The organism is Pseudomonas sp. H3_C08, from assembly GCF_054669455.1.
Map to the genome: position 1 here is coordinate 2,801,089 of NZ_CP162803.1, position 26,639 is coordinate 2,827,727.

Annotated in this window: 27 protein-coding genes and 2 pseudogenes; 15 read left to right on the forward strand and 14 right to left on the reverse strand. The window is 58.9% G+C overall.

All coding sequences use genetic code 11. The annotated features are described in order from the left end of the window. Positions 1–24 precede the first annotated feature (24 nt). Positions 25–1,752 (reverse strand): gamma-glutamyltransferase, encoded by a 1,728-nt coding sequence (ggt, locus tag AB4N74_RS12840; protein WP_093441230.1) that lies wholly within the window; start codon positions 1,750–1,752, stop codon positions 25–27. A gap of 153 nt (positions 1,753–1,905) precedes the next feature. Between ggt and AB4N74_RS12845 the strand changes: the two genes are divergently transcribed. Continuing rightward, entirely contained in the window at positions 1,906–2,421 is a 516-nt protein-coding gene (locus AB4N74_RS12845) for a methylated-DNA--[protein]-cysteine S-methyltransferase (protein WP_460100588.1), read from the forward strand. A gap of 98 nt (positions 2,422–2,519) precedes the next feature. On the opposite strand, the gene AB4N74_RS12850 is transcribed toward AB4N74_RS12845, so the two are convergent. The 4 genes and pseudogenes from AB4N74_RS12850 to AB4N74_RS12865 all read right to left on the reverse strand — a co-directional run bounded on the left by AB4N74_RS12850 (position 2,520) and on the right by AB4N74_RS12865 (position 5,599). Then, positions 2,520–3,107 carry an NUDIX domain-containing protein gene (locus tag AB4N74_RS12850; protein WP_460100591.1) on the reverse strand — a complete coding sequence of 196 codons (588 nt, stop codon included), beginning with the start codon at positions 3,105–3,107 and terminating at the stop codon, positions 2,520–2,522. 152 nt (positions 3,108–3,259) lie between these two features. Further along, positions 3,260–4,261, reverse strand: a pseudogene (locus AB4N74_RS12855) (chitinase); the annotation flags it as partial. A 43-nt stretch (positions 4,262–4,304) separates the two neighbouring features. After that, a complete protein-coding gene (locus AB4N74_RS12860; protein ID WP_460100594.1) occupies positions 4,305–4,940 on the reverse strand; it encodes a lytic polysaccharide monooxygenase auxiliary activity family 9 protein in 636 nt (211 codons plus the stop codon). Between the two features lie 221 nt (positions 4,941–5,161). Then, positions 5,162–5,599, reverse strand: coding sequence for a hemerythrin domain-containing protein (locus AB4N74_RS12865; protein WP_093434348.1), 438 nt, complete (start codon positions 5,597–5,599; stop codon positions 5,162–5,164). Between the two features lie 147 nt (positions 5,600–5,746). Here AB4N74_RS12865 and AB4N74_RS12870 point away from each other — a divergent pair, with 147 nt between their 5' ends. Further along, the gene (locus tag AB4N74_RS12870; protein ID WP_095048058.1) at positions 5,747–6,172 is read left to right on the forward strand and encodes a GNAT family N-acetyltransferase; all 426 of its coding nucleotides are present in this window, start codon (positions 5,747–5,749) and stop codon (positions 6,170–6,172) included. A gap of 116 nt (positions 6,173–6,288) precedes the next feature. On the opposite strand, the gene AB4N74_RS12875 is transcribed toward AB4N74_RS12870, so the two are convergent. After that, positions 6,289–6,639, reverse strand: a complete 351-nt coding sequence (locus tag AB4N74_RS12875; protein ID WP_093434342.1) for a hypothetical protein — start codon at positions 6,637–6,639, stop codon at positions 6,289–6,291. A gap of 134 nt (positions 6,640–6,773) precedes the next feature. Here AB4N74_RS12875 and AB4N74_RS12880 point away from each other — a divergent pair, with 134 nt between their 5' ends. The 8 genes from AB4N74_RS12880 to AB4N74_RS12915 all read left to right on the forward strand — a co-directional run bounded on the left by AB4N74_RS12880 (position 6,774) and on the right by AB4N74_RS12915 (position 11,471). Further along, positions 6,774–7,103: a DUF6388 family protein gene (locus AB4N74_RS12880; protein ID WP_427120366.1), complete on the forward strand. Its 330-nt coding sequence runs from the start codon at positions 6,774–6,776 to the stop codon at positions 7,101–7,103. Between the two features lie 25 nt (positions 7,104–7,128). Then, positions 7,129–7,833 carry a YoaK family protein gene (locus AB4N74_RS12885; protein ID WP_257355500.1) on the forward strand — a complete coding sequence of 235 codons (705 nt, stop codon included), beginning with the start codon at positions 7,129–7,131 and terminating at the stop codon, positions 7,831–7,833. Positions 7,834–8,004: 171 nt separating this feature from the next. Further along, positions 8,005–8,397, forward strand: a complete 393-nt coding sequence (gene tusD, locus AB4N74_RS12890) for a sulfurtransferase complex subunit TusD (protein ID WP_093434386.1) — start codon at positions 8,005–8,007, stop codon at positions 8,395–8,397. Position 8,398: 1 nt separating this feature from the next. Next, the gene (gene tusC, locus AB4N74_RS12895) at positions 8,399–8,755 is read left to right on the forward strand and encodes a sulfurtransferase complex subunit TusC (protein ID WP_093434336.1); all 357 of its coding nucleotides are present in this window, start codon (positions 8,399–8,401) and stop codon (positions 8,753–8,755) included. Then, positions 8,755–9,048, forward strand: coding sequence for a sulfurtransferase complex subunit TusB (gene tusB / locus AB4N74_RS12900; RefSeq protein WP_116256748.1), 294 nt, complete (start codon positions 8,755–8,757; stop codon positions 9,046–9,048). The genes tusC and tusB overlap by 1 nt, the downstream gene beginning before the upstream one ends. Next, entirely contained in the window at positions 9,045–9,380 is a 336-nt protein-coding gene (locus AB4N74_RS12905) for a TusE/DsrC/DsvC family sulfur relay protein (protein WP_095118237.1), read from the forward strand. The genes tusB and AB4N74_RS12905 overlap by 4 nt, the downstream gene beginning before the upstream one ends. Continuing rightward, entirely contained in the window at positions 9,377–10,378 is a 1,002-nt protein-coding gene (locus AB4N74_RS12910) for a glycosyl transferase family protein (protein WP_460100602.1), read from the forward strand. The genes AB4N74_RS12905 and AB4N74_RS12910 overlap by 4 nt, the downstream gene beginning before the upstream one ends. A 91-nt stretch (positions 10,379–10,469) precedes the next feature. Beyond that, positions 10,470–11,471 (forward strand): glutathione S-transferase family protein, encoded by a 1,002-nt coding sequence (locus tag AB4N74_RS12915; protein ID WP_116256746.1) that lies wholly within the window; start codon positions 10,470–10,472, stop codon positions 11,469–11,471. A 117-nt stretch (positions 11,472–11,588) separates the two neighbouring features. On the opposite strand, the pseudogene cysG reads toward AB4N74_RS12915, so the two are convergent. The 6 genes and pseudogenes from cysG to AB4N74_RS12945 all read right to left on the reverse strand — a co-directional run bounded on the left by cysG (position 11,589) and on the right by AB4N74_RS12945 (position 19,220). Beyond that, positions 11,589–12,982: pseudogene (gene cysG, locus AB4N74_RS12920) on the reverse strand (siroheme synthase CysG). Further along, positions 12,983–14,263 (reverse strand): serine--tRNA ligase, encoded by a 1,281-nt coding sequence (serS, locus tag AB4N74_RS12925; RefSeq protein WP_007908080.1) that lies wholly within the window; start codon positions 14,261–14,263, stop codon positions 12,983–12,985. It lies immediately after the preceding pseudogene. Positions 14,264–14,278: 15 nt separating this feature from the next. Beyond that, positions 14,279–14,653: a fluoride efflux transporter CrcB gene (gene crcB, locus AB4N74_RS12930; protein WP_007908079.1), complete on the reverse strand. Its 375-nt coding sequence runs from the start codon at positions 14,651–14,653 to the stop codon at positions 14,279–14,281. After that, positions 14,653–15,975 (reverse strand): replication-associated recombination protein A, encoded by a 1,323-nt coding sequence (locus AB4N74_RS12935; protein WP_034155144.1) that lies wholly within the window; start codon positions 15,973–15,975, stop codon positions 14,653–14,655. The genes crcB and AB4N74_RS12935 overlap by 1 nt, the downstream gene beginning before the upstream one ends. A gap of 148 nt (positions 15,976–16,123) precedes the next feature. Beyond that, complete coding sequence (gene lolA / locus AB4N74_RS12940; protein ID WP_186622500.1) at positions 16,124–16,744, reverse strand: outer membrane lipoprotein chaperone LolA; 621 nt, start codon at positions 16,742–16,744, stop codon at positions 16,124–16,126. Between the two features lie 67 nt (positions 16,745–16,811). Further along, complete coding sequence (locus tag AB4N74_RS12945; protein WP_034155142.1) at positions 16,812–19,220, reverse strand: DNA translocase FtsK; 2,409 nt, start codon at positions 19,218–19,220, stop codon at positions 16,812–16,814. 296 nt (positions 19,221–19,516) lie between these two features. Here AB4N74_RS12945 and trxB point away from each other — a divergent pair, with 296 nt between their 5' ends. From trxB to infA, 4 genes are all read left to right on the forward strand, one after another. Beyond that, the gene (trxB, locus tag AB4N74_RS12950) at positions 19,517–20,476 is read left to right on the forward strand and encodes a thioredoxin-disulfide reductase (RefSeq protein WP_116256743.1); all 960 of its coding nucleotides are present in this window, start codon (positions 19,517–19,519) and stop codon (positions 20,474–20,476) included. 61 nt (positions 20,477–20,537) lie between these two features. Continuing rightward, positions 20,538–21,218 (forward strand): leucyl/phenylalanyl-tRNA--protein transferase, encoded by a 681-nt coding sequence (gene aat, locus AB4N74_RS12955; protein ID WP_093434297.1) that lies wholly within the window; start codon positions 20,538–20,540, stop codon positions 21,216–21,218. 57 nt (positions 21,219–21,275) lie between these two features. After that, entirely contained in the window at positions 21,276–21,983 is a 708-nt protein-coding gene (locus tag AB4N74_RS12960) for an arginyltransferase (protein ID WP_093434294.1), read from the forward strand. A gap of 112 nt (positions 21,984–22,095) precedes the next feature. Further along, positions 22,096–22,314 carry a translation initiation factor IF-1 gene (infA, locus tag AB4N74_RS12965; protein WP_002553999.1) on the forward strand — a complete coding sequence of 73 codons (219 nt, stop codon included), beginning with the start codon at positions 22,096–22,098 and terminating at the stop codon, positions 22,312–22,314. A gap of 1,089 nt (positions 22,315–23,403) precedes the next feature. Here the strand turns inward: infA and clpA are convergent. Together clpA and clpS are read right to left on the reverse strand one after the other, a co-directional pair. Next, on the reverse strand, positions 23,404–25,674 hold the full coding sequence (gene clpA, locus AB4N74_RS12970) for an ATP-dependent Clp protease ATP-binding subunit ClpA (RefSeq protein ID WP_016987404.1): 2,271 nt from the start codon (positions 25,672–25,674) through the stop codon (positions 23,404–23,406). Positions 25,675–25,704: 30 nt separating this feature from the next. Continuing rightward, positions 25,705–26,088, reverse strand: coding sequence for an ATP-dependent Clp protease adapter ClpS (gene clpS / locus AB4N74_RS12975; RefSeq protein WP_016987405.1), 384 nt, complete (start codon positions 26,086–26,088; stop codon positions 25,705–25,707). Between the two features lie 224 nt (positions 26,089–26,312). Between clpS and AB4N74_RS12980 the strand changes: the two genes are divergently transcribed. Next, positions 26,313–26,618, forward strand: coding sequence for a cold shock domain-containing protein (locus AB4N74_RS12980; protein WP_093434375.1), 306 nt, complete (start codon positions 26,313–26,315; stop codon positions 26,616–26,618). Positions 26,619–26,639: the final 21 nt, after the last annotated feature.

Below are 26,639 nucleotides of genomic sequence, written 5' to 3' on the forward strand. Positions count from 1 at the left end.
GAGCCCGCCTCCTTTTTACGCTCCTCAGTAACCCAGTGACAAGCCCGTGTTGCGGCGTGGATCGTTGGCGCCGTAGAAACGGTTTTTGCCGACCGGCTTACCGCCCAGCGAAGGTGCACCCACCAGAATCGCGGCGATGTGGTTGGCGTCCTGCGGGCCGGCAAACTTGTGACCCCAGCTCTCAAGGAGCTTCTTCGTGTCGGGGCTGGCGGCGAAGTCTTCGAGGTTGGTTTCCTCCGGCATCCACTGCTGGTGGAAACGTGGCGCATCGACCGCTTCCTGCAGGCCCATGCCGTAGTCGATGACATTGAGCATGGTCAGCAAAGTCGCCGTGATAATACGGCTGCCGCCCGGTGTACCGACCACCATCACCACTTTGCCATCCTTGGTGACAATGGTCGGGCTCATCGACGACAGCGGTGCCTTGCCCGGAGCAATCGCATTGGCTTCGCCCTGCACCAAGCCGTACATGTTCGGCACGCCGACCTTGGAGGTGAAGTCGTCCATTTCATCGTTGAGGATCACCCCGGTCTTGCTCGCCATCACGCCCGCGCCGAACCAGTCATTGAGGGTGTAAGTGACCGACACCGCATTGCCCCACTTGTCGACGATCGAGTAGTGAGTGGTGTTGCTGCCCTCATGGGGGGCTACGCCGGGTTTGAGTTCGGCCGACACGCCGGCCTTTTGCGGCTGGATGGCGTCGCGCAGTTTGGTCGCGTAATTCTTGTCCAGCAGATGCTCGATCGGGTTTTTGACGAAATCCGGATCGCCCAGGTAGCTGTTGCGATCAACATAGGCGTGGCGCATGGCTTCGATTTGATAGTGCATGCCTTGGGCCGAATGGAAGCCCAGATCCTTCATCGGATAGCCTTCGAGGATGTTCATGATCTGGCAGATCACTACCCCGCCAGAGCTTGGCGGCGGCGCCGAGACCACGTGATAACCACGGTAGTCGCATTCCACCGGAGCCAGTTCGCGGGTCTTGTATTTATCGAGGTCAGCCTGGGTGATGATGCCTTTGTTGGCCTGGCTGGAGGTGACGATGGCGTCGGCAACCCAGCCTTTATAGAAGCCGTCGGCGCCTTTTTCGGAAATGGTCCGCAGGGTTTTGCCGAGATCCTTCTGCACCAGTTTCTGCCCGACCTGCATCGGCTCGCCGTTATGCAGGAAGATCGAACCGGAGTCGCGCATGTCCTTCTTGAACACGTCGGTGGCGTACTCCAGCAACTCGACGTCACCCTGCTCCAGCGCAAAACCGTCTTCCGCCAGTTTGATCGCCGGCGCAATCATTTCCTTGCGCGGTTTGGTCCCGTATTTGCTCAGCGCCAGCTCCATGCCGGACACGGTGCCCGGCACGCCCACCGCCAGGTGGCCACGGGTACTCAAGTCGGGAATGACGTTGCCTTCCTTGTCGAGGTACATGTTGGCAGTGGCCGCCAGTGGTGCTTTCTCACGAAAATCGAGGAAGGTCTTGCGCCCGTCTGCCAGTTGAATGGTCATGAAGCCGCCTCCGCCCAGGTTGCCTGCTGCGGGATAGACCACCGCCAGCGCGTAACCCACGGCGACCGCCGCATCGACGGCATTACCGCCACTTTTCAATACGTCGACGCCAACATGGGTGGCCAGATGTTGCGCGGTGACCACCATGCCGTTTTCTGCGGCAACCGGTGCCACCGACGCCGCGTGAGCCATGAGACAGCTGAGTGCCAGTGAGGTCGCTATCAGCGATTTGGCCAAAGGTTCGTACTTCATGAGTCGATCTCTTTTTTGTTTTCAGGGTCTGTGCAGAACAGAGGGGGATACGCTGCAAGAGCACCAAGCAGTATGGTCGGCTTTGCGTATTGCGCCTCCCCGATCAGGCAGTATGCTGGGCGCTGTTGCCACCCTGCTCCGGAGTCTGTCGTCATGTCTTATACGTTCATCACCCTGCCCTCGCCCGTCGGCGAGCTGAAGCTGGTCGCGAACGGCTCACGACTGGCGGCCATCCTCTGGGAAAACGATAAACCGAACCGCGTGCGCCTCGGGCCGATGAGCGAGGCACACGACAATCCGATCCTGATTCGAACGGCTCGACAACTCGGAGAATATTTTTCCGGGACGCGGGACTGTTTTGACCTGGAACTGGATTTCGCTGGCACCGATTTTCAGAAAAAGGTCTGGGCGGCGCTGCTGACCATTCCTTTTGGCCAGACGCGCACCTACAGCCAGATTGCCAGACAGATTGGCAATCCCAGCGCTGTACGGGCAGTGGGCGCAGCGAACGGACGCAACCCGATTTCCATTGTGGCGCCTTGTCATCGGGTGATCGGCGCCTCGGGGAAGCTCACCGGGTTCGCCGGGGGGCTAGAGGCGAAAGAGCACTTGCTGACCCTGGAGGGTGGCGACTGGTCGACGGTTGGCAAAACCGGGGATTTGTTTTAGTCAGTTAACACAGATCAAGAGATCGCAGCCTTCGGCAGCTCCTACCCTGGAATGCGTTTTCCTGTAGAAGCTGCCGAAGGCTGCGATCTTTTGATTTATCAGGTAAACACGTTATTCATCGCCGCATACTGCAACAGCATGATGGTCTTGGCGTCGCAGATCTCGCCGCGCTGAAACGCCGCCAGCGCTTCGTCGAAGCTCCACTCCAGCACCTCAAGTTCTTCAGTCTCTTCTTCCAGACCACCACCTTCGCTGACCTTCGATGCCGCGTCGTATTCGGCAATGAAAAAGTGCAGCTTCTCGGTCACTGAACCCGGACTCATGTAGGCCTCGAATACCTTCTTCACATCGTGCACGCGATAACCGGTTTCCTCTTCGGCTTCATCGCGAATCCGCTGCTCCGGCGCAGCGCCCTCGAGCAAGCCTGCAGCCACCTCGATCAACAAACCATCATGACCATTGACGAATACCGGCAAACGAAACTGCCGGGTCAGTACCACCGTGCGCTTTTCACGGTTGAACAGCAGAATCGCTGCGCCGTTGCCTCGATCATAGACTTCACGAGTCTGACGCTGCCACTCGCCGTTGTTGCGGTGATAGTCGAAGGTGATTTTCTTCAGCAGGTACCAGTCGTGGGACAACACCTGAGTGTCGACGATGTTGACCCGCTCGGCTGTGTTGGACATGACGCTTGATCCTGTTTCCTGAATAAGCCGCCATGGTCGAATAATTGCGCCAACAAAAAAAGCCCGGCAGCGCTACCGGGCTTCTTTATTTGCAACTAACGAGCGACGTGCGACCGCGAGTCATCGACATCCTGCTCGACTGAACGAACCCCGTGAATCAACGGCCCATAACGCCGGCTGAACTCCCAGTTGTACGGCACGCCGTCCTTGCTGGTGCCGTTGTCCCAGTTTACCGACCAGGTCATCAGGCCTTTGATCGGCAGCCCTTTGATCGCCAGACGTTTGAGGACGTTACCGACCACGGTTTTGTCGATCACATAACCGGTTGCCGCCGCATCGTTGTTGGCCGGCAGGCCTATGACGAATTTGTCCGCCGCGATGCGGGTGAAGCCGCGTGTGCCGGTTACCAGACTTTCGGTCAGGTAGTAGAGGAAATCCTCTTTCAACGCATCGTTGTTCTGCGCAATCCACGCGCCCGCGCCGTTGTTGGCTTCCGGCACCCAGACTCCGTCACCGCCCTGGTTGTAGAACTGCGGGGCGATGAAGTCGTAGTAGCCTTCCAGCGCCTGCAGATAGCTCAGGTATTTGCCGGTGCTGGTCAGGTATGGAAACTCCGGGGCCATGCTGATGATGAAGTGCTTGCCTTGGCCTGCGTAGTGATCCTTGACCAGTTTCAGTGCGGTCGGCAGGACGGTCTTGTTGGCCGCGAAATCAATCGCGCTCTGTTCAAGATCGATGTCCAGGCCGTCGAAGCCGTAGGTTTCCACCAGACGGATGATTTCATTGGCCAGCGGTTGTTCCTGACCGCTGCGCAACTCGATGTGCGCATCGGCGCCACCGAGGGAGATCAACACGGCCCGCCCTTGGCTGTTGAGCACGCCGACCTGGCGGCGGAACTCGGCATCGGAAACGTTGAACGGCTTGAAGGTCGGAATGCCGCTGCCCTTCATAAAGGCTACCGCGACGACGTTGTATTCCTTGGGTACCTCTTCCAGCGACAGGCTGGCGAAGCGGCCCTGACGATAACCATCGCTCGGGCCTGCGGGCCAGTTGTGCCAGAAGCCCATGAGGATCTTTTTGCCGGCAATGCTCGGCATCAGCGAGGCGGCATCGCTCGCGGCGTTTTGCACTAAAGAGAAATCGATTTTTGACATGTTCTAATCCTTCAGAACGTGTGGGTTTGGCGGCGCAGCGCCGTTATTTGAAGTCGACGTCGAAGGCCTGATAGAAAGCGTTGCCGGTGTTGGCGACGATCCACATCAGCACGATCACGTGATGGCCTTTTTTGTTGGCCGGCAGTTTCACCGCGTGATTGACCTTGGCCTTCAGCTCATTCGGGTAGCTGTAATACGGCACCTGAGTGTAGAAGTCCTCGAAGAACGGTTGGCTTTCCAGTTGCGCACGGGTGATGCGCTGCTTCGAGTCCCAGCCGTCCTTGGTGATCAGCCAGCGATAGCCACGAGTGGTGTGCGGCGCGGTGTATTCCCACTTGATTTCGAGGGTTTGTCCCGGGGTGACATTGAGCAGCGGCCAGGTGAATGGACGACCGAGTTTCTTGCTCATTTCTTCATGGGTGAAGTTAACGCAGTCGCGGGCATCACTCTTGCCACCGCTGAGGATGTAGCCGTCGGCCGGTGGCGTGACACTGTCCGAGTCGCTCTGGTATGGCGCCGGAAACGGCCCCGCTGCCAGCGCCGGGAAATTTTTCCCGCCTTCCATTTCATTGACCTGCCAGGCACCGAGCAGTCCTTGCTCAATGGCCACCGCACCGCGGCTGGCAGGAGAGATGACGCGACCATGTCGCAGTTGGGTTTGTGCTTGTGGTTGATTCATGTTTTTCACTCCGTTGATTTAAGAACTCTCCTTTCCGAGGAGAGGCCTTCAAGCTAACGGAGGCGAATTTTTTGTCCATCGGCGGTTTTGTCGCAGTCAGCGGATGAAGGCCAGCAAAACACTGCAAATACTGGATGCATATCCAGTCATTTACGATAATACCCACCCGAGATGACGCCAAAAGATTACACGCCGATGCTGCAAAAACTGCCATTCAGTACTCACGGCAACTGTGCCTTGAACTCCTTTTCGTACTGCCCGGCGAGTTGTACTTTCTGTTTCTCGTTGAGCAATTTGCCAGCCATCTGGAAGAACTTCTGCTCTTCTTCCTTCAAATGATGATGAACCTTGTCCGACAGCTTCTTCGCGGTTGCCAACCACGCGGGACTGGACATCTCGGTCTCGTCGAGTTCTTCCATCATCTCGTCCATTTCATGGTGTTCAGCGATGGCATGGCGGCTCAGATCGACACCCTCGTCTAGCTCCATCAACGGAATGTAGAAATGGCGTTCTTCGGCGGTTTCGTGGGCTTGGAGTTCGGCTTTGAGTTGTTTGTACGCCTCGACCCGCTCCGGGGTGTCGCCGCTGGTTTCGATCAGGGTTTTGGCGTAGCTACGCTGGCGCTCATGGCTTTCGCGAAGGGCTTCGAAAATATTCATGGGGGATCCTCATCAACCGCGTGCTGGAATGACGCTGTAAAAGCTAGACCCCGGCGCGTGAGCGGCAGTTCCACCGGGTTGAGAGGGGCTTGGAAGATCACCGCCGGGCAGGATAGGCTGCGGGTTCAAACCACAAGGAAGTCAGGCATGAACTTGCGCATCGAGTTGTCACAACATTCCACAGAAGAAGAACGCCAAGCGATTCTCGCCCCCCTGCATGCCTATAACGTGGCCAAGGCCGGGATCGCGGTATCCGAACCGCTCACCCTGCTGGTGCGTGACGATCACGATCAGATTCTGGGTGGACTCTATGGCCGGCTGGTCTGCCAGTGGTTGTTCATCGATTTGCTGTCAGTGCCTGAAGCAGGCCGGGGCCAGGGTATTGGCTCGAAACTGATGCGCATGGCCGAAGAGCTGGCGCGGGAGAAAGGCTGCATCGGCGCATGGCTCGACACGTTCGACTTTCAGGCACCGGAGTTCTACAAGAAACTCGGGTACAGCCAGTTTGGTGAGATTGTCGATTATCCGCCGGGGCACAAGCGGCATTTTTTCCAGAAGCGACTTGTAGGTTGAATGTACCGACCCCTTCGCGAGCAGGCTCGCTCCCACATTTGGAATGCATTCCACGGTAGGATTGAGCCTGCTCCGGGCGGCGTTCCGACGATGCCGACAGCCACGTCAACGCATGATCAGAGGCAAGTCGCCAACGCGGCCAACCGGCGCTTGGCGACAAAATCATCCTTCTGCGCGTAGTAATTCAGCGTCGTCCCCGATGCTTCGGTGAGCACATCGACAAAAGACTCTGCCGAACGGGTATACACCGTCGTACCGCCCGATTTACGCGGTTCCAGATACGCCGCCGCATCCACGCCAAACACCGCTTCGTCCTGCCAGCCGAACTGCACACAACGCGCCACGTCTTTTTCGGCTTTGTCCGACGTCAATACCTTGTACGGGGTTTTCGTGCGAGCATCGTCCATCACCGAGCCTGCGCAACCGGCCAGCAGTGTCGCGGCCAGCGCTACCATCAGAATTCGCATTGCATTCGCTCATTCAGAAAAAAGCGGACTGTATCATCGCAGCAGCAGGAATCGTTCTGCTTTACTGCATTTATAGCGCGACAGGCGCAGGCCGCTGCGGCAACCTAAGGTCATCAGCCTCACAAGGAAAACACATGGCGCCTACCGACCAGCGACATGAACATGCCCTGAAAGTATTTCTCGACGCGCGTCCCGAACTGCGCGAATCCCTCGACCACCTCAACCCGCTACTGGCTCAGGCCAAAGGCGAAACTCAGGCGCAGTATCGTGAAGAGCGACTGCATGAAGCATTTGAGGCCGAGGCGGAAGAACAAGGTCTGTTTGCCTGGGAGCTGACACTGCTACTGACGGCCGCAACGCTTGAGGAATACCAAGCGCAGCGCCTTGAGGTGCATCGTGAAGTCGCAGAAATGGCTCATATGAGCTGGCTGGAATATTGCGATCTGTATGGCATAGAACCATAACCGCCGCCCAAGGACACTTCTACCGATGCTGCCATCCGCCTCGACTCACCGCGCCAGCCCCGGGCATCTGCACACTCAGAAGTGGCGCGGGCGGATTGGGCTGGCGCTGGTGGCCGGCCTCTCGGTACTGGCCGGCATGACCGACGCCATCGGCTTTATGGCCAGCGGCGACTTCGTCTCGTTCATGAGCGGCAACACCACCCGACTTGCCGTGGCGATCAGCGATGGTGATATCGGGCTGACCCTGCGTTTGTTGATCCTCGTCGCCACTTTTATAGCCGGGAACGCCTTGGGCGTTATCGTTGCCCGTTTCGGTGGCCGCCGGGCGCTGCCGTTGCTGCTGTGTATCGCCACCCTGCTGTGTGCGGCGGCCGCCTGGCCCTTCGACACACAACTGCCGGCGCTGATGGCGGCGATCATTGCGATGGGCATGCTCAACGCGTCGGTGGAAGAGGTGAACGGCTTGCCGGTCGGACTGACTTACGTGACTGGCGCATTGTCGCGGTTCGGCCGTGGTTTGGGACGCTGGATGCTCGGCGAACGACGCAGCGGCTGGCGGGTGCAACTGGTGCCGTGGAGCGGGATGTTTATCGGCGCGATTCTGGGAGCGGTGCTGGAACATCATTTGGGACTGAAGGCGATGTTTGTCAGCGGTTTGCTGGCGGCGGTGATCGGCTTGGTCTCGCTGAGAATCCCACGGCGCTGGCAGCTGGGCTATATGCCGCGCTAACCGAGGACAACAAAATCTTTGTAGGAGTGAGCCTGCTCGCGAAGACGCCGGCACATTCTTCATCTTCACCAACTGACAGACCGCTATCGCGAGCAGGCTCACTCCTACAAGGTTTCGCGGCTGTCGCGATAAAGCTTTATCATGGCCGCAGTTTTGCTGATCGAGTCCGTCATGAAGTTCGCCATTGCGCTGTTTTCCGCCGCCCATGCGCCCTCCTCGCGCCGCGCCCTGCTGTTTGCACAAGCCGCGCTGGCCGGCGGGCATGAAATTGTCCGGCTGTTTTTCTATCAGGACGGCGTTTACAACGCTTCGGACGCGGTGGTCACCCCGCAGGACGAACTGGACCTGCCCAAACAATGGCGCACCTTCATCACCGAACAAAAGCTCGACGGCGTGGTGTGCATCGCCGCCGCCCTGCGCCGTGGTGCGCTGAACGCTGAAGAAGCCAAGCGCTATCAGCGTGACGCCGTTTCCGTCAGCGCGCCGTGGGAATTGTCCGGCCTCGGTCAGTTGCATGACGCGGTACAAGACGCTGACCGCTTGATCTGCTTCGGAGGTGCGTAAGATGGCCAAGTCCCTGTTGATCATCAGCCGCCAGTCGCCGTGGTCAGGCCCCGCGGCCCGCGAAGCGCTGGACATCGTACTGGCCGGCGGCGCCTTCGATCTGCCCATTGGCTTGCTGTTTCTCGATGATGGCGTGTTGCAACTCGCCGCCGGGCAGAACGCCAAGGCCCTGCAACAGAAAGACCTCAGCGCCAACCTGCAGGCACTGCCAATGTTTGGTGTAGAAGAACTGTTTTACTGCGCCGACAGCGCCAGCACTCGTGGCCTCGGCACTCTGTCGCTGGACGAAGCGCAGCCGCTGGCCGCCGAGCAAATCACCGCCCTTATTGACCGTTACGACCAGGTGATCACCCTCTGATGTCGACTTTGCATGTGTTGTCTCATTCCCCGTTCGGCGATGATCGCCTGACCAGTTGCCTGCGCCTGATCGGCAGCGCTGATGCTGTGTTGCTGTCCGGCGACGCGGTCTATGCTCTGCAACCGGGCACCGCGCCGTTCACCGCCCTGCAAAGCCGTCAGATCAAATTATGGGTTCTGGCCGAAGATGCACAGGCTCGCGCCATCGAAGTCCCGGACTGGGCTGAGGCCATTGATTACCCGGCCTTCGTCGAGTTGTCGATCCATCACGACAAGGTCAACAGCTGGCTATGAATTCCATGACCGTCGGCGCCCGCGCCATCGAACTGGACAAGGACGGCTTTCTCGTCGACCTCAGCGACTGGTCTGCCGATGTTGCCAGCGCCCTCGCTGCCGCCGAAGAGATCGAGTTGACCGCCGAACACTGGGAAGTCCTCGAACTGCTGCGTAGCTTCTACGAAGAATTCCAGCTGTCCCCGGCCACCCGGCCGCTGATCAAGTACACCGCGTTGAAACTCGGCCCGGACAAAGGTAACAGCCTGCACCTCAACAGACTGTTCAAAGGCACCCCTGCCAAACTCGCCGCGAAACTGGCGGGCCTGCCCAAACCGACGAATTGCTTATGACCGACTTTCCAGCGCTTACCCTCGAAACGCCTGCCGAACACCCGTTCGCCCAATTCGTGCGCATTCTTGGCAAAGGCAAACGTGGCGCTCGCGACCTGACCCGCGAAGAGGCCCGCGAAGCCATGGGCATGGTGCTTGACGACAAGGTTGAAGACACCCAGCTCGGCGCTTTTCTAATGTTGCTGCGACACAAGGAAGAAAGCGCCGAGGAAATGGCCGGCTTCACCGAAGCCCTGCGCGAGCGCCTGCAGGCGCCGGCGCTGAACGTCGATCTGGACTGGCCGACTTACGCTGGCAAGAAGCGTCATCTGCCGTGGTATCTGCTGGCGGCCAAGTGTCTGGCACAGAACGGCGTGCGCATTTTCATGCACGGCGGCGGCGCACACACCGCCGGGCGTCTGTACAGCGAGCAATTGCTTGGGGAATTGAACATTCCGTTGTGCCGCACCTGGCAACAGGTCGGCGCAGCGCTGGACAACGGTGGCCTGGCCTTCATGCCGCTGGTGGACTGGGCGCCGCAACTGCAAAAGATGATCGATTTGCGCAACACCCTGGGCCTGCGCTCGCCGATTCATTCGCTGGCGCGGATTTTCAATCCACTGGGCGCGCGTTGCGGCCTGCAAAGCATTTTTCACCCTGGTTATCAGGCGGTACACCGCGATGCCAGCGGATTGCTTGGCGACACGGCGATTGTGGTCAAAGGCGATGGCGGCGAAATCGAGATCAACCCGGATGCCGACAGTCACTTGTACGGCACCACCGCCGGCGAGAGCTGGAACGAGGAATGGCCGCAATTGTCGGCGCAGCGCCACGTCAAACCGGCGACCCTGGACGTCGAACATCTGAAAGCCGTATGGCGTGGCGAGGTGGTCGACAGTTACCCGCAAATGGCGTTGATTGCGACCATGGCACTGGCCTTGCGCGGTCTCGGTCAAAGCCGTGAGCAAGCCTTCGCAACCGCCGAGCACTACTGGGCCGCGCGGAACAAATCGATTTAACCGATCATTCGCGCCTGATCTTTGCGCTTTTTGTTCGAACTCATCGGAATAGACTCGACTCCAACGATTATTGGTTTACGGAGTCTTGATCATGGGTTTACTCGTCGATGGCCACTGGCAGGACAAGTGGTACGAAAGCAGCAAGGACGGCGCCTTCCAGCGCGAACAGGCCAAGCGCCGCAACTGGGTAACCGCCAACGGCGAACCCGGCCCCAGCGGTGAAGGCGGTTTTGCCGCAGAGGCCGGGCGCTATCACCTCTATGTTTCGCTCGCCTGTCCGTGGGCGCATCGCACGCTGATCCTGCGCAAACTCAAAGGCCTGGAAAGTCTCATCGACGTCTCGGTGGTCAGCTGGTTGATGCTGGAAAATGGCTGGACCTTCGACACGGCGCTCGGCTCAACCGGCGACAAACTCGATGGGTTTGAATTCATGCATCAGCGCTATACCGCCGACACTGCCGATTACACCGGCCGCGTCACCGTGCCGGTGCTGTGGGACAAGAAGCTCAAGCGCATCGTCAGTAATGAATCGGCGGAAATCATCCGCATGTTCAACAGCGCGTTCGATGGTTTGACCGGCAGTGATCTGGATTTCTATCCGGCGCCATTACGCGGCGAGATCGATGCGCTGAACGAGCGGATTTATCCGGCGGTGAACAACGGCGTGTATCGCGCAGGTTTTGCGACGTCGCAACAGGCTTATGAAGAAGCGTTCGATGAGGTGTTTGCCGAGCTGGATCATCTGGAGCGGGTGCTGGGTGCCAATCGCTACTTGTCGGGTGAGTACTTGACGGAAGCGGACATCCGTTTGTTCACCACGATGATTCGTTTTGACGCGGTCTACCACGGCCACTTCAAGTGCAACCTGCGGCGGATTGCCGATTACCCGAATCTGTCAAACTGGCTGCGGGAGATGTATCAGATGCCGGGGATTGCCGAGACGGTGGACTTCCAGCACATCAAGAACCACTACTACGGCAGTCACAAGACCATTAACCCGACGGGAGTTGTGCCGAAGGGGCCGGAGCAGGATTTCAACGTCGTCCATGATCGGGCGCGGTTGAGCGGCAAAGGGGTTTGGCGAAAAGGTTGAGAGTTATAGGGTTTTGGAAGGCCTCTTCGCGAGCAAGCTCGCTCCCACACTGGATATGTGTCGTTCACAAATCCCCTGTGGGAGCGAGCTTGCTCGCGAATGGGTCAACTCGGTCTTTCAGACCTGTGCCTGAGCCCCTTCGAACCACGCCAGCTTCTCGCGCAGTTGCACCACTTCACCGACGATGACCAGTGTCGGCGCATGCACTTCATGCTCCGCCACCAGTCGCGGCAGATCAGCCAGCGTGCCGGTGAAGACGCGCTGATTGACCGTGGTGCCCTGCTGAATCAATGCCGCCGGGGTATCGGCTGAACGACCATGTTTGATCAGTTGTTCGCAGATGACCGGCAACCCGACCAGGCCCATGTAGAACACCAGCGTCTGCGCCGGCGCGACAAGGTCGGCCCAAGGCAGATCGGTGGAGCCGTCCTTCAGATGGCCGGTAACAAAGCGCACCGACTGCGCGTGATCACGATGCGTCAGCGGAATCCCGGCATATGCCGCGCAACCACTTGCCGCCGTGATACCCGGCACAACCTGAAACGGAATGCCGTGAGCGGCCAGCTCTTCGATCTCTTCGCCGCCACGGCCGAAGATAAACGGGTCACCGCCCTTCAACCGCACCACACGCTTGCCGGCCTTGGCCAGGTCGACCAATTGCTGGTTGATCTGATCCTGCGGCACAGCGTGATCAGACCGACGTTTGCCGACGTAGACCCGCTCGGCATCACGACGGCACAGCTCAAGAATCGCTGGCGCCACCAAGCGGTCGTACAGCACCACATCGGCTTGCTGCATCAGACGCAACGCCTTGAAGGTCAGCAGGTCCGGATCGCCCGGGCCCGCGCCGACCAGATACACCTCACCGGTCGTGACCATGGCTTCACCATCGATCTTGGCTTGCAGCAGACGCTCGGCTTCCGCGCCCTGCCCGGCCAGTTGCCGGTCGGCAATCGGCCCCTGAAACACGTCTTCCCAGAAACCACGACGCTGCTGCACATCCGGAAACAGGCTTTTCACCTGATTGCGGAAACGCGCGGCGAGCCCGGCCAATTGGCCGTAGGTCGATGGAATCCAGGTTTCGATCTTGGCGCGGATCAAACGCGCCAGCACCGGCGCATCGCCGCCGCTGGACACGGCAATGATCAGCGGCGAACGGTCGACGATCGCCGGGAAGATCACACTGCACAAGGCAGGCGCGTCGACCACGTTGACCGGCACGCAGCGCTTGTGCGCATCCGTGGAGACTTGGGCGTTCAGCGTCTCATCGTCGGTGGCGGCAATAATCAGCCCGCAACCGTCGAGATCCGCCTCGACGTAACCGCGCAACAGGCATTCACCGCCAGAGGCGACGACCAGTTCACGCAGTTGCGTTTCGATTTCAGGTGCGACCACCCGCAGCAGCGCACCGGCATCGGCCAGCAGGCGGGATTTGCGCAAGGCAATTTCCCCCCACCGACGACCAACACACGACTGCCGCGCAGGTTGTGAAACAGCGGCAGATATTTCATTTAGCCGATGACCTCAAGGCCACCCATGTACGGCTTGAGTACGTCCGGCACACGGATCGAGCCGTCGGCCTGCTGGTAGTTTTCCAGCACGGCGACCAGCGTACGGCCTACGGCCAGACCGGAACCGTTCAAGGTGTGCACCAGCTCAGGCTTGCCGGTTTCCGGGTTGCGGAAACGCGCTTGCATACGGCGGGCCTGGAAATCGCCGCAGTTCGAGCACGAGGAGATTTCGCGGTACTTGTCCTGGCTCGGGATCCACACTTCCAGATCGTAGGTCTTGACCGCGCTGAAACCCATGTCGCCGGTGCACAGCGCCAGGGTGCGGTAAGGCAGACCGAGCAGTTGCAGGACTTTTTCGGCGTTGGCGGTCAGGCCTTCCAGCGCTTCCATCGAAGTCGATGGCTCAACGATCTGGACCATTTCGACTTTGTCGAACTGGTGCTGACGGATCATGCCGCGCGTATCGCGACCCGACGCACCGGCTTCACTGCGGAAGCACGGGGTGTGAGCGACGAACTTGATCGGCAGCAGTTTCGAATCGACGATTTCGCCCGCAACGATGTTGGTCAGCGACACTTCAGCGGTCGGGATCAGGTACAGATCGGCTTCGCCTTCGCGCGCGATCTTGAACAGGTCTTCTTCGAACTTCGGCAGTTGACCGGTGCCTTGCAGCGCCGGCGCCTGAACCAGATAAGGCGTGTAAGCCTCTTCGTAGCCGTGCTCGTTGACGTGCAGGTTGATCATGAACTGCGCCAGGGCGCGGTGCAGACGCGCGATCGGGCCACGCAGCAGGGCGAAACGCGCGCCGGACAGCTTGGCGGCGGTTTCGAAGTCCAGCCAGCCGAACTTCTCGCCCAGGGCAACGTGGTCTTTCACTTCGAAGTCGAACGCGGTCGGCGTGCCCCAGCGGCGCACTTCGACGTTGTCGTCTTCGTCTTTGCCGACCGGCACGGATTCGTGCGGCAGGTTGGGGATACCGAGCAGGATCGAGTCCAGTTCGGTCTGGATCGCGTCCAGCTCGACTTTACCGGCACTCAGTTCGCCCGCCATGCGCTCGACGTCCGCCATCAACGGCGCGATGTCTTCGCCGCGCTGCTTGGCCTGACCGATGGATTTGGAACGCGCGTTACGCTCAGCCTGCAGTGCTTCGGTGCGGGTCTGGACGGTCTTGCGCTGTTCTTCCAGCGCTTCGATGCGCGCGGTGTCCAGGGCAAAGCCACGGGAAGCCAGGCGGTCCGCTACGTCCTGAAGGTTGCTACGTAACAGTTTGGAATCGAGCATGTCGGTTTCTCGTTATCAAAGTTTGGTCAAAGACAGGCCAGCCCACGTCGCGAGCAGCCCGCCGAATACGCTGAGTGCCGCATAGCCCAGAGCCAGCGGCACTTGCCCGCTTTCCAGCAGGCGCACCGTATCCAGTGAAAAGGATGAAAATGTCGTCAGCCCCCCAAGGAAGCCGACCATCAACCCGGCGCGTACCTCGATCGGCACTTCCGGGCGTATCAAAAACAGGCCGTACAACACGCCAATCAGCAGACAGCCCACGATATTAACGGCCAGCGTCGCGGTATAGAAGTGCCGCGGCCAATTGGCGTTGACCCAATTACCGGTGGCGAAGCGCAACAAGGTGCCGGCAACCCCGCCGGCGGAGACCGCAATGATCAATGGAAGCACTATTTTCTCCGCTGCCGAGGGCTTAAACGATCGAGTTGGGCGAGGTGGTTGAGCTTCTCGCCGATCTTCAATTCCAGACCGCGCGGCACCGGTTGGTAGAACGGGATGGGATCAAGCTCTTCCGGGAAATAGTCTTCGCCGGCGGCATAAGCGTCCGGCTCGTCGTGGGCGTAGCGGTATTCGTCACCGTAGCCCAATTGTTTCATCAGTTTGGTCGGTGCGTTGCGCAGGTGCAGTGGCACTTCCAGCGAGCCGTTTTCAGCGGCGGCGCGCAAAGCGGTTTTGAAGCCCATGTACACCGCGTTGCTTTTTGGCGCACAGGCCAGATAGGTGATGGCTTGGGCCACGGCCAACTCGCCTTCCGGGCTGCCGAGACGCTCCTGCACTTCCCACGCCGCCAGGCACAGGCTGAGGGCGCGCGGGTCGGCATTGCCGATGTCTTCGCTGGCCATGCGCACTACGCGCCGGGCCAGGTACAGCGGATCACAACCGCCGTCGATCATTCGCGCAAACCAGTACAGTGCACCGTCGGGGTTGGAGCCGCGCACGGACTTGTGCAGCGCCGATATCTGGTCGTAGAACGCTTCGCCGCCCTTGTCGAAACGCCGGCGGGTGTCGCCGAGCAGGCTCTGCAGCAGCTCGGTGCCGATTTCGCTGTTGTCTTCAGCCAGGTCCGAGGCGTTTTCCAGCAGGTTGAGCAGACGCCGGCCATCGCCATCGGCGGCGGACAGCAGCATCTGGAAGCCTTCATCGTTCAGCGTCAGGTTGCGCTTGCCCAGACCGCGCTCTTCGGTAAGCGCGCGGTGCACCAGTTTGCGCAGCGCCGCTTCGTCGAGGCTTTTCAGCACGTAGACGCGAGCACGCGACAACAAGGCGTTGTTGAGTTCGAACGAAGGGTTTTCGGTGGTGGCGCCGATGAAGATCAGCGTGCCGTCTTCAACGTAAGGCAGAAACGCATCCTGCTGCGACTTGTTGAAACGATGCACTTCATCGACGAACAAAATGGTGCGCTTGCCGTACTGGCCGGCCTGCTGCTTGGCGATTTCAACGGCCTGACGGATCTCTTTGACCCCGGCGAGCACCGCCGAGACCGTTTCGAAGTGCGCATCGGAGACTTCCGCGAGCAACCGCGCCAGGGTGGTTTTACCCACTCCGGGCGGGCCCCAGAAGATCATCGAATGCAGGGCACCCTGCTCCAGCGCCTCACGCAGAGGCTTGCCGCGAGCGAGCACGTGCTCCTGACCGACGTACTCATCCAGATTGGTCGCACGCAAACGCGCGGCCAGTGGCTGGGCAATCGGTGCACTGCGAAACAGATCCATCACGTAGCGTTGAAACCTCTATTTGATCAGGTCGATCATTTGCCCTTGTGGGAGCGAGCCTGCTCGCGAAAGCGGTGTATCAGCCACTATTAATGCTGGATGAAATATCGCTTTCGCGAGCAGGCTCGCTCCCACAGGGTTTACGTGTTTATTCCTGGATCACGTCGGCACCCTCGGGGATGTCGAACTTGAACTTCGATGCCGATACCGGCTCGTTGGCCTTGACCCCGGTAAACAGGATGTTGGTGCGCTGGCCGACGCTGTCGATCAGTTGCATATCGTTGAGCAGACCGTTGCGGAACGACAGACGCAGGTTATCGAACAGAGTGTCTTTGGTTTTCGGCTTGAGGGTGAAGTCGATCACGCCGCCCGCCTCTTTCGCGCTGATATCAAAGCTCTGGCTGATCTTCGACACATCACCGGACAGCAGCAGCGCCGGGGTTTGGGTCAGACGCTCGTCGAGCTTCTTGATGGTCGCCTGTTCCAGATCCGGGTCCCACAGGGTGACTTTCTTGCCATCGGAAACCATGGTCTGTTCGTTTGGCGCATTGGTGTGCCAGTAGAACAGGCCCGGACGCTGCAGGGTCATGTTGCCGGTGGTTTCCTGCAACTGCGTGCCGCTGCCGTCGAGGGTCAGCTGCGAGAAGTTCGCGCTCAGGGTCTTGGATGTTTCCAGCAATTGGGTCAGACGCGCCACGTCCTTGTCATCGGCGTGGGCCGTGAGAGTGGTCAGCGCCAGTACTGGCAGCAGCATGCGGATAAGACGCATGGGAGTCCTCTTGAATACTCGTTGGGAGAGCGGCGGCACATCATTGTCCCGCCTCTTGCGTTTGCAATCAGTCGCGTACCGGGCCCGGGGCCAGGACTTCACGGGAACCGTTGGTGTTCATCGAGGTGACGACCCCGGCCATTTCCATGGCTTCGATCATCCGAGCGGCGCGGTTGTAGCCGATCTTCAGCTTGCGCTGTACAGCGGAAATCGAGGCACGACGGCTTTCGAGAACGAACTGTACGGCTTCGTCATACAGCGCGTCGGCTTCCGGATCATCGCCGTCGCCGCCACCGCTGCTGCCTTCAAAACCGCTGCCAGCTTCTTCGACACCGTTGAGGATGTCATCGTTGTATTCCGGTGCGCCGCGCAGTTTCCACGCTTCGACCACACGGTGTACCTCATCGTCGGATACGAATGCACCGTGAACCCGAATCGGCAGGCTGGTGCCCGGCGGCATGTAGAGCATGTCACCGTGACCGAGCAGTTGTTCGGCGCCACCCTGGTCGATGATGGTGCGGGAGTCGATCTTGCTCGACACCTGGAACGCCATACGCGTCGGAATGTTGGCCTTGATCAGACCGGTGATCACGTCCACCGACGGCCGCTGGGTCGCGAGGATCAAGTGAATACCGGCAGCACGGGCCTTCTGGGCGATACGGGCGATCAGTTCTTCAACCTTCTTGCCGACGATCATCATCATGTCGGCGAATTCGTCGACCACCACGACGATGGTCGGCAGTTTCTGCAGCAGCGGCGCTTCGTCGTGAATGCTTTCACGCTTGTACAGCGGATCGCTCAACGGTTCGCCCGCGTCCTGGGCTTCCTTGACCTTGGCGTTGAAGCCGGACAGGTTGCGCACGCCCATTTTCGCCATCAGCTTGTAGCGGCGCTCCATCTCGGCAACGCTCCAGCGCAAGGCGTTGGCGGCGTCCTTCATGTCGGTCACGACCGGGCAAAGCAGATGCGGAATGCCTTCGTAGATCGACAGTTCCAACATTTTCGGGTCGATCATGATCAGCTTGGCGTCTTCCGGGCCGGACTTGAACAGGATCGACAGGATCATCGCGTTCACACCCACCGACTTACCGGAACCGGTCGTACCGGCCACCAGCAGGTGCGGCATCTTTGCCAGGTCAGTAATGACCGGCTTACCGCCGATGTCGTGACCCAGCGCCAGGGTGACCGGCGATTTGAAATTGTCGTATTCAGGCGTCGACAGCACTTCGGAGAAGCGCACGATCTGCCGGTCTTCGTTGGGAATCTCGATACCGACGGTGGTCTTGCCCGGAATCACCTCGACCACCCGCACACTGGTCACGGCCAGGGAACGTGCAAGGTCTTTGGCCAGGTTGGCGATGCGGCTGACTTTGACACCGGCGGCAGGCTGGATTTCGTAACGGGTAATCACCGGGCCCGGGTGAATCGAATCCACCGTGACCTCGACACCGAACTCCTTGAGCTTGATCTCCAGCAAATGGCCGACCGCCGCCAGGGATTCCGGTGAGTAATTGAGTTGTTTCTTTTCCGCAGGATCAAGAATCGAGATCGGCGGCAAGGTGCCTTCCACAGCGCTGTCGACGAACAACGGCACCTGCTTCTCTTTCTGCACGCGCTTGCTTGGCTCGGGCGCCTTGGCCGGCGCCGGGGCGATAACCGGCGGCACTTGTTTCTCGCGGTCGGACATGTGCTTGCTCAGGGCTTGCTCACGTTCGATCAGGCGTTCTTTGACTTTGGCTTGTTCGCGCTTGTCAGTGACCGTCGGCGCGACCACGTCATGCACGCGATCGTCGACTTCACGCAATTGCGCAACCAGTTGCTTGCGCTCGGTACGGGCCGACCACCAGCGATTGAGCGCGCCTTGAAACAGTTCGAACAGATCAAGGGTGATCTTGCCGGTGATATCCATCACCTTGAACCACGACAGATCGGTAAATACTGTCAGGCCAAACAGGAACAGCGCGATGAACAACAGGGTGCTGCCCTGAATATTCAGCGCATTCTTCGCCAGATTGCCGAGGCTTTCGCCCAGCGCGCCACCAGCCCCCGCGGGCAGGCCCGAGGCCGCGTGAAAGTGCAGATGCGCCAGCGCAGCGCCAGACAACACCAGAAACACCAGACCGATCAGACGCCACGAAAACAGCCAGCCGCTCCACTGCCACGGCTCGTGGCGCTGGCGGAAAATCTGGTACGCCTTGATCGCCAGCAGCAACGGGAAGATATAGGCGAAGTAACCCAGCACCATGAACAGGATGTCGGCGCTGTAGGAACCCGCCGGGCCGCCGAAATTCTGTACGTCATCGATCTTGCTGTTGTGGCTCCAGCCTGGATCGTCCTTGCCGTAGGTCAGCAAAGCCATCATCAGGAACAGGCACAAGGCGCCGATGGCGATCAATGCACCTTCCTTGAGCCGGTAGTGCAACTGTTGGCGCCAGAGCGGGACGACTGTTTTTGGTGCTTCGGTGGATTTCTTCAAAACGCTTCTTTTCCTGCGCCCAAGGCGCGTCCATCTATTGAATGACGATAAAAACTGCCCAATCCAGGCAGGTAAAAAAGTGAACGAGCGCAACTGAGACTACTTTTAACACTGTGCTGCCGCTTTTATAAATACAGCGCACGGCGAACATTCTGTAACAGCCCGGCATTGTACGGGTTTGTGCGTGCGATGCCATGCTTCAAGCCCCAGGATCGAGCATAGTCAAGCACACAGAAGCCGGGACTCAATTTGAGCATGCATTACCTTTTGTGACAAAGGCTTATGAGGTCTATTTGATGAACGTAGCGAAGCATTCACGCCTGATCATCCTCGGCTCCGGCCCGGCCGGTTACAGCGCTGCCGTGTATGCCGCCCGCGCCAACCTCAAACCCGTGGTCATCACCGGCCTGCAGGCCGGTGGCCAGCTCACCACCACCGTCGAGGTCGACAACTGGCCCGGTGACGTCGAAGGCCTCACCGGCCCGGTGCTGATGGAGCGCATGCAGAAACACGCCGAACGCTTTGCCACAGAGATCGTTTACGACCACATCCACACCGCCAAGTTGCAGCAGCGCCCGTTCGAGCTTGTCGGCGACAGCGGCACTTACACCTGCGACGCACTGATCATTGCCACCGGCGCCTCGGCGCAGTATCTGGGCTTGACCTCGGAAGAAGCCTTCGCCGGCAAAGGCGTTTCCGCCTGTGCGACCTGTGACGGCTTCTTCTATCGCAATCAAGTGGTCGCCGTGGTCGGCGGCGGCAATACGGCGGTTGAGGAGGCACTTTACCTGTCGAACATCGCCAGAGAGGTGCACCTGATCCATCGTCGCGACAAACTGCGTTCGGAGAAAATCCTTCAGGACAAACTGTTCGAGAAAGCTGCGAACGGCAACGTGCGCCTGCACTGGAACCAGAATCTCGACGAAGTGCTCGGCGATGCCAGCGGCGTCACCGGCGCGCGACTGCGGGACAGTCATACCGGCGAAACCCGCGAACTGGCGTTGGCCGGCGTATTCATTGCCATTGGTCACAAGCCCAACACCGACCTGTTCCAAGGCCAGTTGCCGATGCGCGACGGCTACTTGCGGGTCAAGGGCGGCAGCGACGGCGACGCCACCGCCACCGAGATTCCCGGGGTGTTTGCCGCCGGCGACGTGGCCGACCACGTTTACCGCCAGGCGGTAACGTCAGCCGGTGCCGGGTGTATGGCCGCACTGGATGCCGAGAAGTATCTGGACGACATTCCTGTCATTTAACGGCACACTTTATCGCGGGCCAGACGCCCCACCGCCCTCCCCTTCTGTAAGCCTGGATGCCATGCTGACTTGGTTACAACGTAATTCCCTGACTTTTCCGCCACTGGAAAAGGCCATGCGCGACCCCAACGGATTGCTGGCTGCGGGTGGCGATTTGTCGGCCGACCGGCTGATTCAAGCTTATCGCCATGGCTGCTTTCCATGGTTTTCCGAGGGTCAGCCGATTCTCTGGTGGTCGCCGGATCCGCGCACCGTCTTATTTCCCGACGAACTGCATGTCTCGCGCAGTCTCGGCAAACTGCTGCGTCAGGAACGCTATCAAGTCACCTTCGATCAGGATTTCGATGCCGTGATCCGCGCCTGTGCCGCACCACGGGATTACGCCGATGGCACCTGGATCACCGAGGCGATGCAGGACGCCTATGTCGAACTGCATCGTCGCGGCTTCGCGCATTCGGTGGAGGTCTGGGATCAGGGCGAACTGGTCGGTGGCCTGTACGGCCTGGCGATGGGCCAATTGTTTTTTGGTGAATCGATGTTCAGCCGCGCCGACAATGCCTCGAAATTCGGCTTTGCGACCCTGGTGCGGCATCTGAAAGACTCGGGATTCGTGCTAATCGATTGCCAGATGCCGACCGATCATCTGCACAGCCTCGGCGCCAGAGCCATTCCCCGCCAGGAATTCGCCGACTATCTGGCCCGCCATCTGGACCAACCCAATCGTGCCACCTGGGTTTGCTGAGCGACTTTTGCGCGCGTGGCTTACACTTAATTTACCAGCTTATCCCGAGGGTTGATCATGACCGAGTTGGCGCGATTGAAGTTCTATGCCACTCAGCCTCACTCTTGCAGTTATCTGCCCGAAGAGCAGGCCACGACCCTGTTTCTCGATCCGAGTCAGCCCATGGATGTGCATGTCTACGCAGACCTGTCGGAAATGGGCTTTCGTCGCAGCGGCGATCATCTGTACCGTCCGCATTGCCAGAACTGCAATGCGTGCGTGCCTGCGCGCATTCCCGTGGCGCAGTTCATGCCCAATCGTCAGCAGAAGCGGATTCTCAAGCGCAATACGGATTTGCAGGTGCGCCCGGCCAAACCGCAATTCAGCGAAGAATATTTCGACCTGTATCAGCGTTACATCGAACAGCGTCACGCAGACGGCGACATGTACCCGCCGAGCCGTGATCAGTTCGCGACGTTTCTGGTCCGCGACTTGCCGTTCTCGCGCTTTTACGAGTTCCGACTCGACGGACGGTTGCTCGCCGTGGCGGTCACCGATTTGCTGCCCAACGGTTTGTCAGCCGTGTACACCTTCTACGAACCCGCCGAAGAACGCCGCAGCCTTGGCCGATTTGCCATCCTCTGGCAAATCGCCGAGAGCCAGCGCCTCGGGCTTGAGGCGGTGTACCTCGGTTACTGGATCAAGAACTGCAAAAAGATGAACTACAAGACGCAATATCGCCCCATCGAATTGCTGATTAATCAGCGCTGGGTGATCCTCAACTAAACCCAAGCCGTAAACCCCTTGGCGTAAACCCCATTTTTCGGGCACAATGCACGCCGCTTTTGCCTGGCGCAGTTGCACCGGGCCATTCATTGGATACCGAGGGCTTTACTGCATGTCGAAAGAAGACAGCTTCGAAATGGAAGGCACTGTCGTCGACACCCTGCCCAACACCATGTTTCGTGTGGAGTTGGAAAATGGGCACGTCGTAACCGCGCATATTTCCGGCAAGATGCGCAAGAACTACATTCGTATTCTTACCGGTGACAAAGTGCGCGTCGAGCTGACGCCCTATGACTTGAGCAAAGGGCGCATCACTTACCGCGCTCGTTAATCAAGTCAATACAGAACGCCCGGTTTATGCCGGGCGTTTTTGTATGTGCGTTTTGGGTTTTTGGGTTTGGGGGCATATCCGTTTTTTTTGGGTGCGGCCGCTGGCGGTTTCGCTCTTACAGCGAGTCACCTTTTCCAAACGCCGAAAAGGTAACCCAAAAGGCTTTGCCCCGGCGTACGGCACTTCGCTGAGGCTCAGTGTTCCCTCGCTACGGTGTCCATCCGGGGGCATCGCCTACGGTTTGCTTCGCTGCACCTCCTCTCGATGTATGCGGCTTCGCCGCACGGCGCTGCGCGCCTAACCCCCGGATGAACACCTACGCTCGGCCTGCCGATGGGGCAAAAAATCAAAAGCCAAAGCAAGATCAAAAGCCAGATCAAAAGCCCCTCACCCTAGCCCTCCCGAAACGTCGGACCGCCCGTAGGGAGAGGGGACTGATTGAGGTGTTTGGGAGAGCTACGCCGACTTGAAATACCGAGTCGAACTCAGATTCTGGAACAGATCAAAAGCCCCTCACCCTAACCCTCTCCCAGAGGGAGAGGGGACTGACCGAGGTGTTTGGGAGAGTTACGCCGACGTGAAAGTCCGAGTTGAACGCAATTTTGAGAGGCCCACCATCGGCTCCCTCTCCCTCGGGAGAGGGCTGGGGTGAGGGGTGAATCCAACATCAATCCAAAGCCGAACACGCTGTTGCTCCTCACCACTCAACAGGATGAGCGTTAGCTCGGCTGAGGCTTTTGATCTGTAAGGCGACGTCGGAAGGCTGAGTGGAGGGATTGATCCGGGCGTGGGAGCGCAGCGACCGTTTGGCGAAGCCAAACACAGCGAGAGGAGGTGCAGCGAAGCAAACCGTAGGCGCTGCGCCCGGATCGATCCCGCAGCGAAGGAACCCCGAGCCCCAGCGAGCGGGCCGCACGTAGGAGCAAGCGTTTTTTGCTTACTTTTTTAGGCGCTTGTAAAAAAGTGAGTCGCCGTAAGGGCGAAACCGTAATAAGCCATCACCGCAGCAACGGATATTCACCCAAAAAAACCCAAACGACAAATAACAAAAAGGCGCCCGAAGGCGCCTTCCAAATCAACATCAAACCGTCAGGCCATCTCAGCCGTGGTCTCGAAGTCAAACGTCAACTCACCATCCTTGATGTCGATGTGCACCACACCGCCATGCTCGGCCAGCTCGCCAAACAGAATCTCCTCCGCCAACGGACGCTTGATCTTGTCCTGGATCAGACGAGCCATCGGACGCGCACCCATCGCCGAGTCATAACCACCCGCCGCCAGCCAACTACGCGCAGCATCAGTGACCTCAAGCAACACACGCTTGTCTTCCAACTGCGCCTGAAGCTCGGTAAGGAACTTGTCCACCACACTTTTGATGACCTCATGACTGAGGCGACCAAACTGGATAATGGTGTCCAGACGGTTACGGAACTCCGGCGTAAAGCTCTTCTTGATCACTTCCATCGCATCAGACGAGTGGTCCTGATGGGTGAAACCGATCGAAGCACGCGCTGCTGTTTCGGCACCAGCGTTGGTGGTCATGATCACAATCACGTTGCGGAAGTCCGCCTTGCGCCCGTTGTTGTCGGTCAGCGTACCGTGGTCCATCACCTGCAGCAGCAGGTTGAAGACTTCCGGATGCGCCTTCTCGATTTCATCAAGGAGCAATACGCAATGCGGCTGCTTGGTGATCGCCTCGGTCAACAGACCGCCCTGATCGAAACCAACATACCCAGGAGGCGCACCGATCAGACGCGATACGGTGTGACGCTCCATGTATTCGGACATGTCGAAGCGAACCAGCTCGATCCCCAAGGCCTTGGCCAATTGCCGCGCAGCCTCGGTTTTACCAACACCGGTCGGGCCTGCGAACAGGAACGAACCGACTGGCTTGTCGGGCGATTTAAGCCCGGCACGCGACAGCTTGATCGCGGTCGACAGCGAATCGATCGCCGCGTCCTGACCAAACACCGTCAGCTTCAGGTCGCGCTCCAGGTTACGCAGCAGCTCCTTGTCGGAACTGGTGACGTGCTTCGGCGGAATCCGTGCGATTTTCGCCACGATGTCTTCGACCTGTGGCACTTCGATGCGCTTCACGCGTTTTTCGACCGGTTGCAGACGCTGATAGGCGCCCGCCTCGTCGATCACGTCGATGGCCTTGTCCGGCATGTGCCGGTCATTGATGTAGCGCGATGCCAGCTCAGCAGCGGCGCGCAACGACTCATCGCTGTATTCGATGTTGTGGTGCTGCTCGAAACGCCCTTTCAGGCCGCGCAGGATACCGATGGTGTCTTCCACCGACGGCTCGACGACATCGACCTTCTGGAAGCGACGCGCCAGGGCACGGTCCTTCTCGAAGATGCCACGAAATTCCTGGAACGTGGTCGAGCCGATGCAGCGAATGTCGCCAGACGACAGCAGCGGCTTGAGCAGGTTCGAAGCATCCATCACGCCACCGGAAGCAGCGCCGGCACCGATGATGGTGTGGATTTCGTCGATGAACAGGATTGCCTGCGGACGTTTTTTCAGTTCGTTGAGCAGCGCCTTGAAGCGCTTCTCGAAATCACCACGATACTTGGTGCCCGCGAGCAGAGCGCCAAGGTCGAGCGAGTAAACAACGCTGTTGGCCAGCAGGTCCGGCACCTGATTATCAACAATGCGCTTGGCCAGGCCTTCGGCAATCGCGGTTTTACCCACGCCCGCCTCGCCTACCAGCAGTGGATTGTTTTTGCGCCGGCGCGCGAGAATCTGCGCGACACGCTCGACTTCCGATTCACGGCCGACTAACGGGTCGATGCGACCCTGGCGCGCGAGCTCGTTGAGGTTACTGGCATAAGCATCCAGAGGATTGCCTGAAGAAGAAGACTCACCGCCCTCGTCGTCCTGCATATCTTGTTCACCTTCAGAGTGATCGCCATGCCCCGGCACTTTGGATATGCCATGAGCGATGTAATTGACGACATCGATGCGCGCAACGCTCTGCTGTTTCAGCAGGAACACTGCCTGACTCTCTTGCTCACTGAAGATTGCGACCAGCACGTTGGCGCCAGTCACTTCGCGTTTGCCCGAGCTCTGTACGTGGAAAACAGCACGTTGCAGTACACGCTGGAAGCCCAGGGTTGGCTGGGTTTCACGATCTTCGTCATGAACGGGGATCAATGGCGTGGTGGAGTCGATGAACTCCTGCAGGTCATGCTTGAGTTTGTCGAGGTTTGCGCCACAGGCACGCAAAACGGTGGCGGCAGCCTCATTGTCCAATAGGGCCAGCAAAAGGTGTTCGACGGTCATGAATTCATGACGTTTCGAACGAGCCTCCTTGAAGGCTAGATTGAGGGTGACTTCGAGCTCGCGGTTTAACATAGCTTCACCTCATACCCAAGTGGTCGGCGATTAACCGTCCTTCTCGATTTCACAGAGTAGCGGATGCTGGCTTTCCCTGGCGTACTGGTTGACCTGCATGGCCTTTGTCTCGGCGATGTCGCGGGTAAACACTCCACATACTGCCCGCCCTTCTGTGTGGACGGCCAGCATGACCTTGGTCGCCAGCTCGCGATTCAGGTTAAAAAACACCTCGAGCACTTCGACGACGAAATCCATCGGTGTGTAGTCATCATTAAACAAAACCACCTTGTACATCGGCGGCGCCTGTAACGCAGGCTTTGCTTCCTGAACAGCAACGCCTGCCGAATCGTCGTCGTGCTCCTCTGGAAGATCCTTTTGGAGAAGCGGGCGATCCTGATTGAATGTTAGTCGAATCTGGCTGATTGCATGCATGGAAAGAAAGGTTCGTCAGTTGTGCAAATACAGTGGTGGGGGCGGCTGTCCACGTTTTCAACTCCGACTGCCCGGTCACCTTGACTATCGGGAAAACGGTGTTACAACCAATAGAACCCACAGTGGGTAAAAAAGATCCGCGGAGTCAATTCTTTTAACGAATAAGATTGCGGATGAATTGGATGATACTCCAGCGATGGAGTCTGTTGCAGAGGGATTTGAGCATGGCTGTCGGCAAGGTGAAATGGTTCAACAATGCCAAGGGATTCGGCTTTATCAATACCGACGCCCGCGAAGGCCGCGATGAAGACGGAAAAGAGATTGATTTCTTTGCGCACTACTCCGCCATTCAGATGGACGGGTATAGAACCCTCAAGGCTGGACAACTGGTGAGTTTTGAGATTGTTCAAGGCCCCAAGGGGCTGCATGCCCTAAAAATCACAAACGTCGTCATTGAACCATCCAGCCCCGCTGAGAGTGCTGCTTTTGGCGCTGCCGCTGCTGCCGCCGCCGCAACTGCCAAAGCGTGAGCTGACTGATCTTCACCTGAA

Excerpts from the sequence above, each read along its gene's own strand:
- AB4N74_RS12850 (WP_460100591.1), bottom strand. The coding sequence starts at position 3,107 with ATGTCCAACACAGCCGAGCGGGTCAACATCGTCGACACTCAGGTGTTG.
- clpA (WP_016987404.1), bottom strand. The coding sequence starts at position 25,674 with ATGTTAAACCGCGAGCTCGAAGTCACCCTCAATCTAGCCTTCAAGGAG.
- AB4N74_RS12860 (WP_460100594.1), bottom strand. The coding sequence starts at position 4,940 with ATGAATCAACCACAAGCACAAACCCAACTGCGACATGGTCGCGTCATC.
- AB4N74_RS12875 (WP_093434342.1), bottom strand. The coding sequence starts at position 6,639 with ATGCGAATTCTGATGGTAGCGCTGGCCGCGACACTGCTGGCCGGTTGC.
- clpS (WP_016987405.1), bottom strand. The coding sequence starts at position 26,088 with ATGCATGCAATCAGCCAGATTCGACTAACATTCAATCAGGATCGCCCG.
- AB4N74_RS12960 (WP_093434294.1), top strand. The coding sequence starts at position 21,276 with ATGACCGAGTTGGCGCGATTGAAGTTCTATGCCACTCAGCCTCACTCT.
- lolA (WP_186622500.1), bottom strand. The coding sequence starts at position 16,744 with ATGCGTCTTATCCGCATGCTGCTGCCAGTACTGGCGCTGACCACTCTC.
- AB4N74_RS12910 (WP_460100602.1), top strand. The coding sequence starts at position 9,377 with ATGACCGACTTTCCAGCGCTTACCCTCGAAACGCCTGCCGAACACCCG.
- ggt (WP_093441230.1), bottom strand. The coding sequence starts at position 1,752 with ATGAAGTACGAACCTTTGGCCAAATCGCTGATAGCGACCTCACTGGCA.
- tusD (WP_093434386.1), top strand. The coding sequence starts at position 8,005 with ATGAAGTTCGCCATTGCGCTGTTTTCCGCCGCCCATGCGCCCTCCTCG.
- AB4N74_RS12905 (WP_095118237.1), top strand. The coding sequence starts at position 9,045 with ATGAATTCCATGACCGTCGGCGCCCGCGCCATCGAACTGGACAAGGAC.
- serS (WP_007908080.1), bottom strand. The coding sequence starts at position 14,263 with ATGCTCGATTCCAAACTGTTACGTAGCAACCTTCAGGACGTAGCGGAC.
- AB4N74_RS12880 (WP_427120366.1), top strand. The coding sequence starts at position 6,774 with ATGGCGCCTACCGACCAGCGACATGAACATGCCCTGAAAGTATTTCTC.
- trxB (WP_116256743.1), top strand. The coding sequence starts at position 19,517 with ATGAACGTAGCGAAGCATTCACGCCTGATCATCCTCGGCTCCGGCCCG.
- AB4N74_RS12870 (WP_095048058.1), top strand. The coding sequence starts at position 5,747 with ATGAACTTGCGCATCGAGTTGTCACAACATTCCACAGAAGAAGAACGC.
- tusC (WP_093434336.1), top strand. The coding sequence starts at position 8,399 with ATGGCCAAGTCCCTGTTGATCATCAGCCGCCAGTCGCCGTGGTCAGGC.
- AB4N74_RS12935 (WP_034155144.1), bottom strand. The coding sequence starts at position 15,975 with ATGGATCTGTTTCGCAGTGCACCGATTGCCCAGCCACTGGCCGCGCGT.
- aat (WP_093434297.1), top strand. The coding sequence starts at position 20,538 with ATGCTGACTTGGTTACAACGTAATTCCCTGACTTTTCCGCCACTGGAA.
- AB4N74_RS12865 (WP_093434348.1), bottom strand. The coding sequence starts at position 5,599 with ATGAATATTTTCGAAGCCCTTCGCGAAAGCCATGAGCGCCAGCGTAGC.
- tusB (WP_116256748.1), top strand. The coding sequence starts at position 8,755 with ATGTCGACTTTGCATGTGTTGTCTCATTCCCCGTTCGGCGATGATCGC.
- AB4N74_RS12915 (WP_116256746.1), top strand. The coding sequence starts at position 10,470 with ATGGGTTTACTCGTCGATGGCCACTGGCAGGACAAGTGGTACGAAAGC.
- AB4N74_RS12980 (WP_093434375.1), top strand. The coding sequence starts at position 26,313 with ATGGCTGTCGGCAAGGTGAAATGGTTCAACAATGCCAAGGGATTCGGC.
- AB4N74_RS12885 (WP_257355500.1), top strand. The coding sequence starts at position 7,129 with ATGCTGCCATCCGCCTCGACTCACCGCGCCAGCCCCGGGCATCTGCAC.
- infA (WP_002553999.1), top strand. The coding sequence starts at position 22,096 with ATGTCGAAAGAAGACAGCTTCGAAATGGAAGGCACTGTCGTCGACACC.
- AB4N74_RS12845 (WP_460100588.1), top strand. The coding sequence starts at position 1,906 with ATGTCTTATACGTTCATCACCCTGCCCTCGCCCGTCGGCGAGCTGAAG.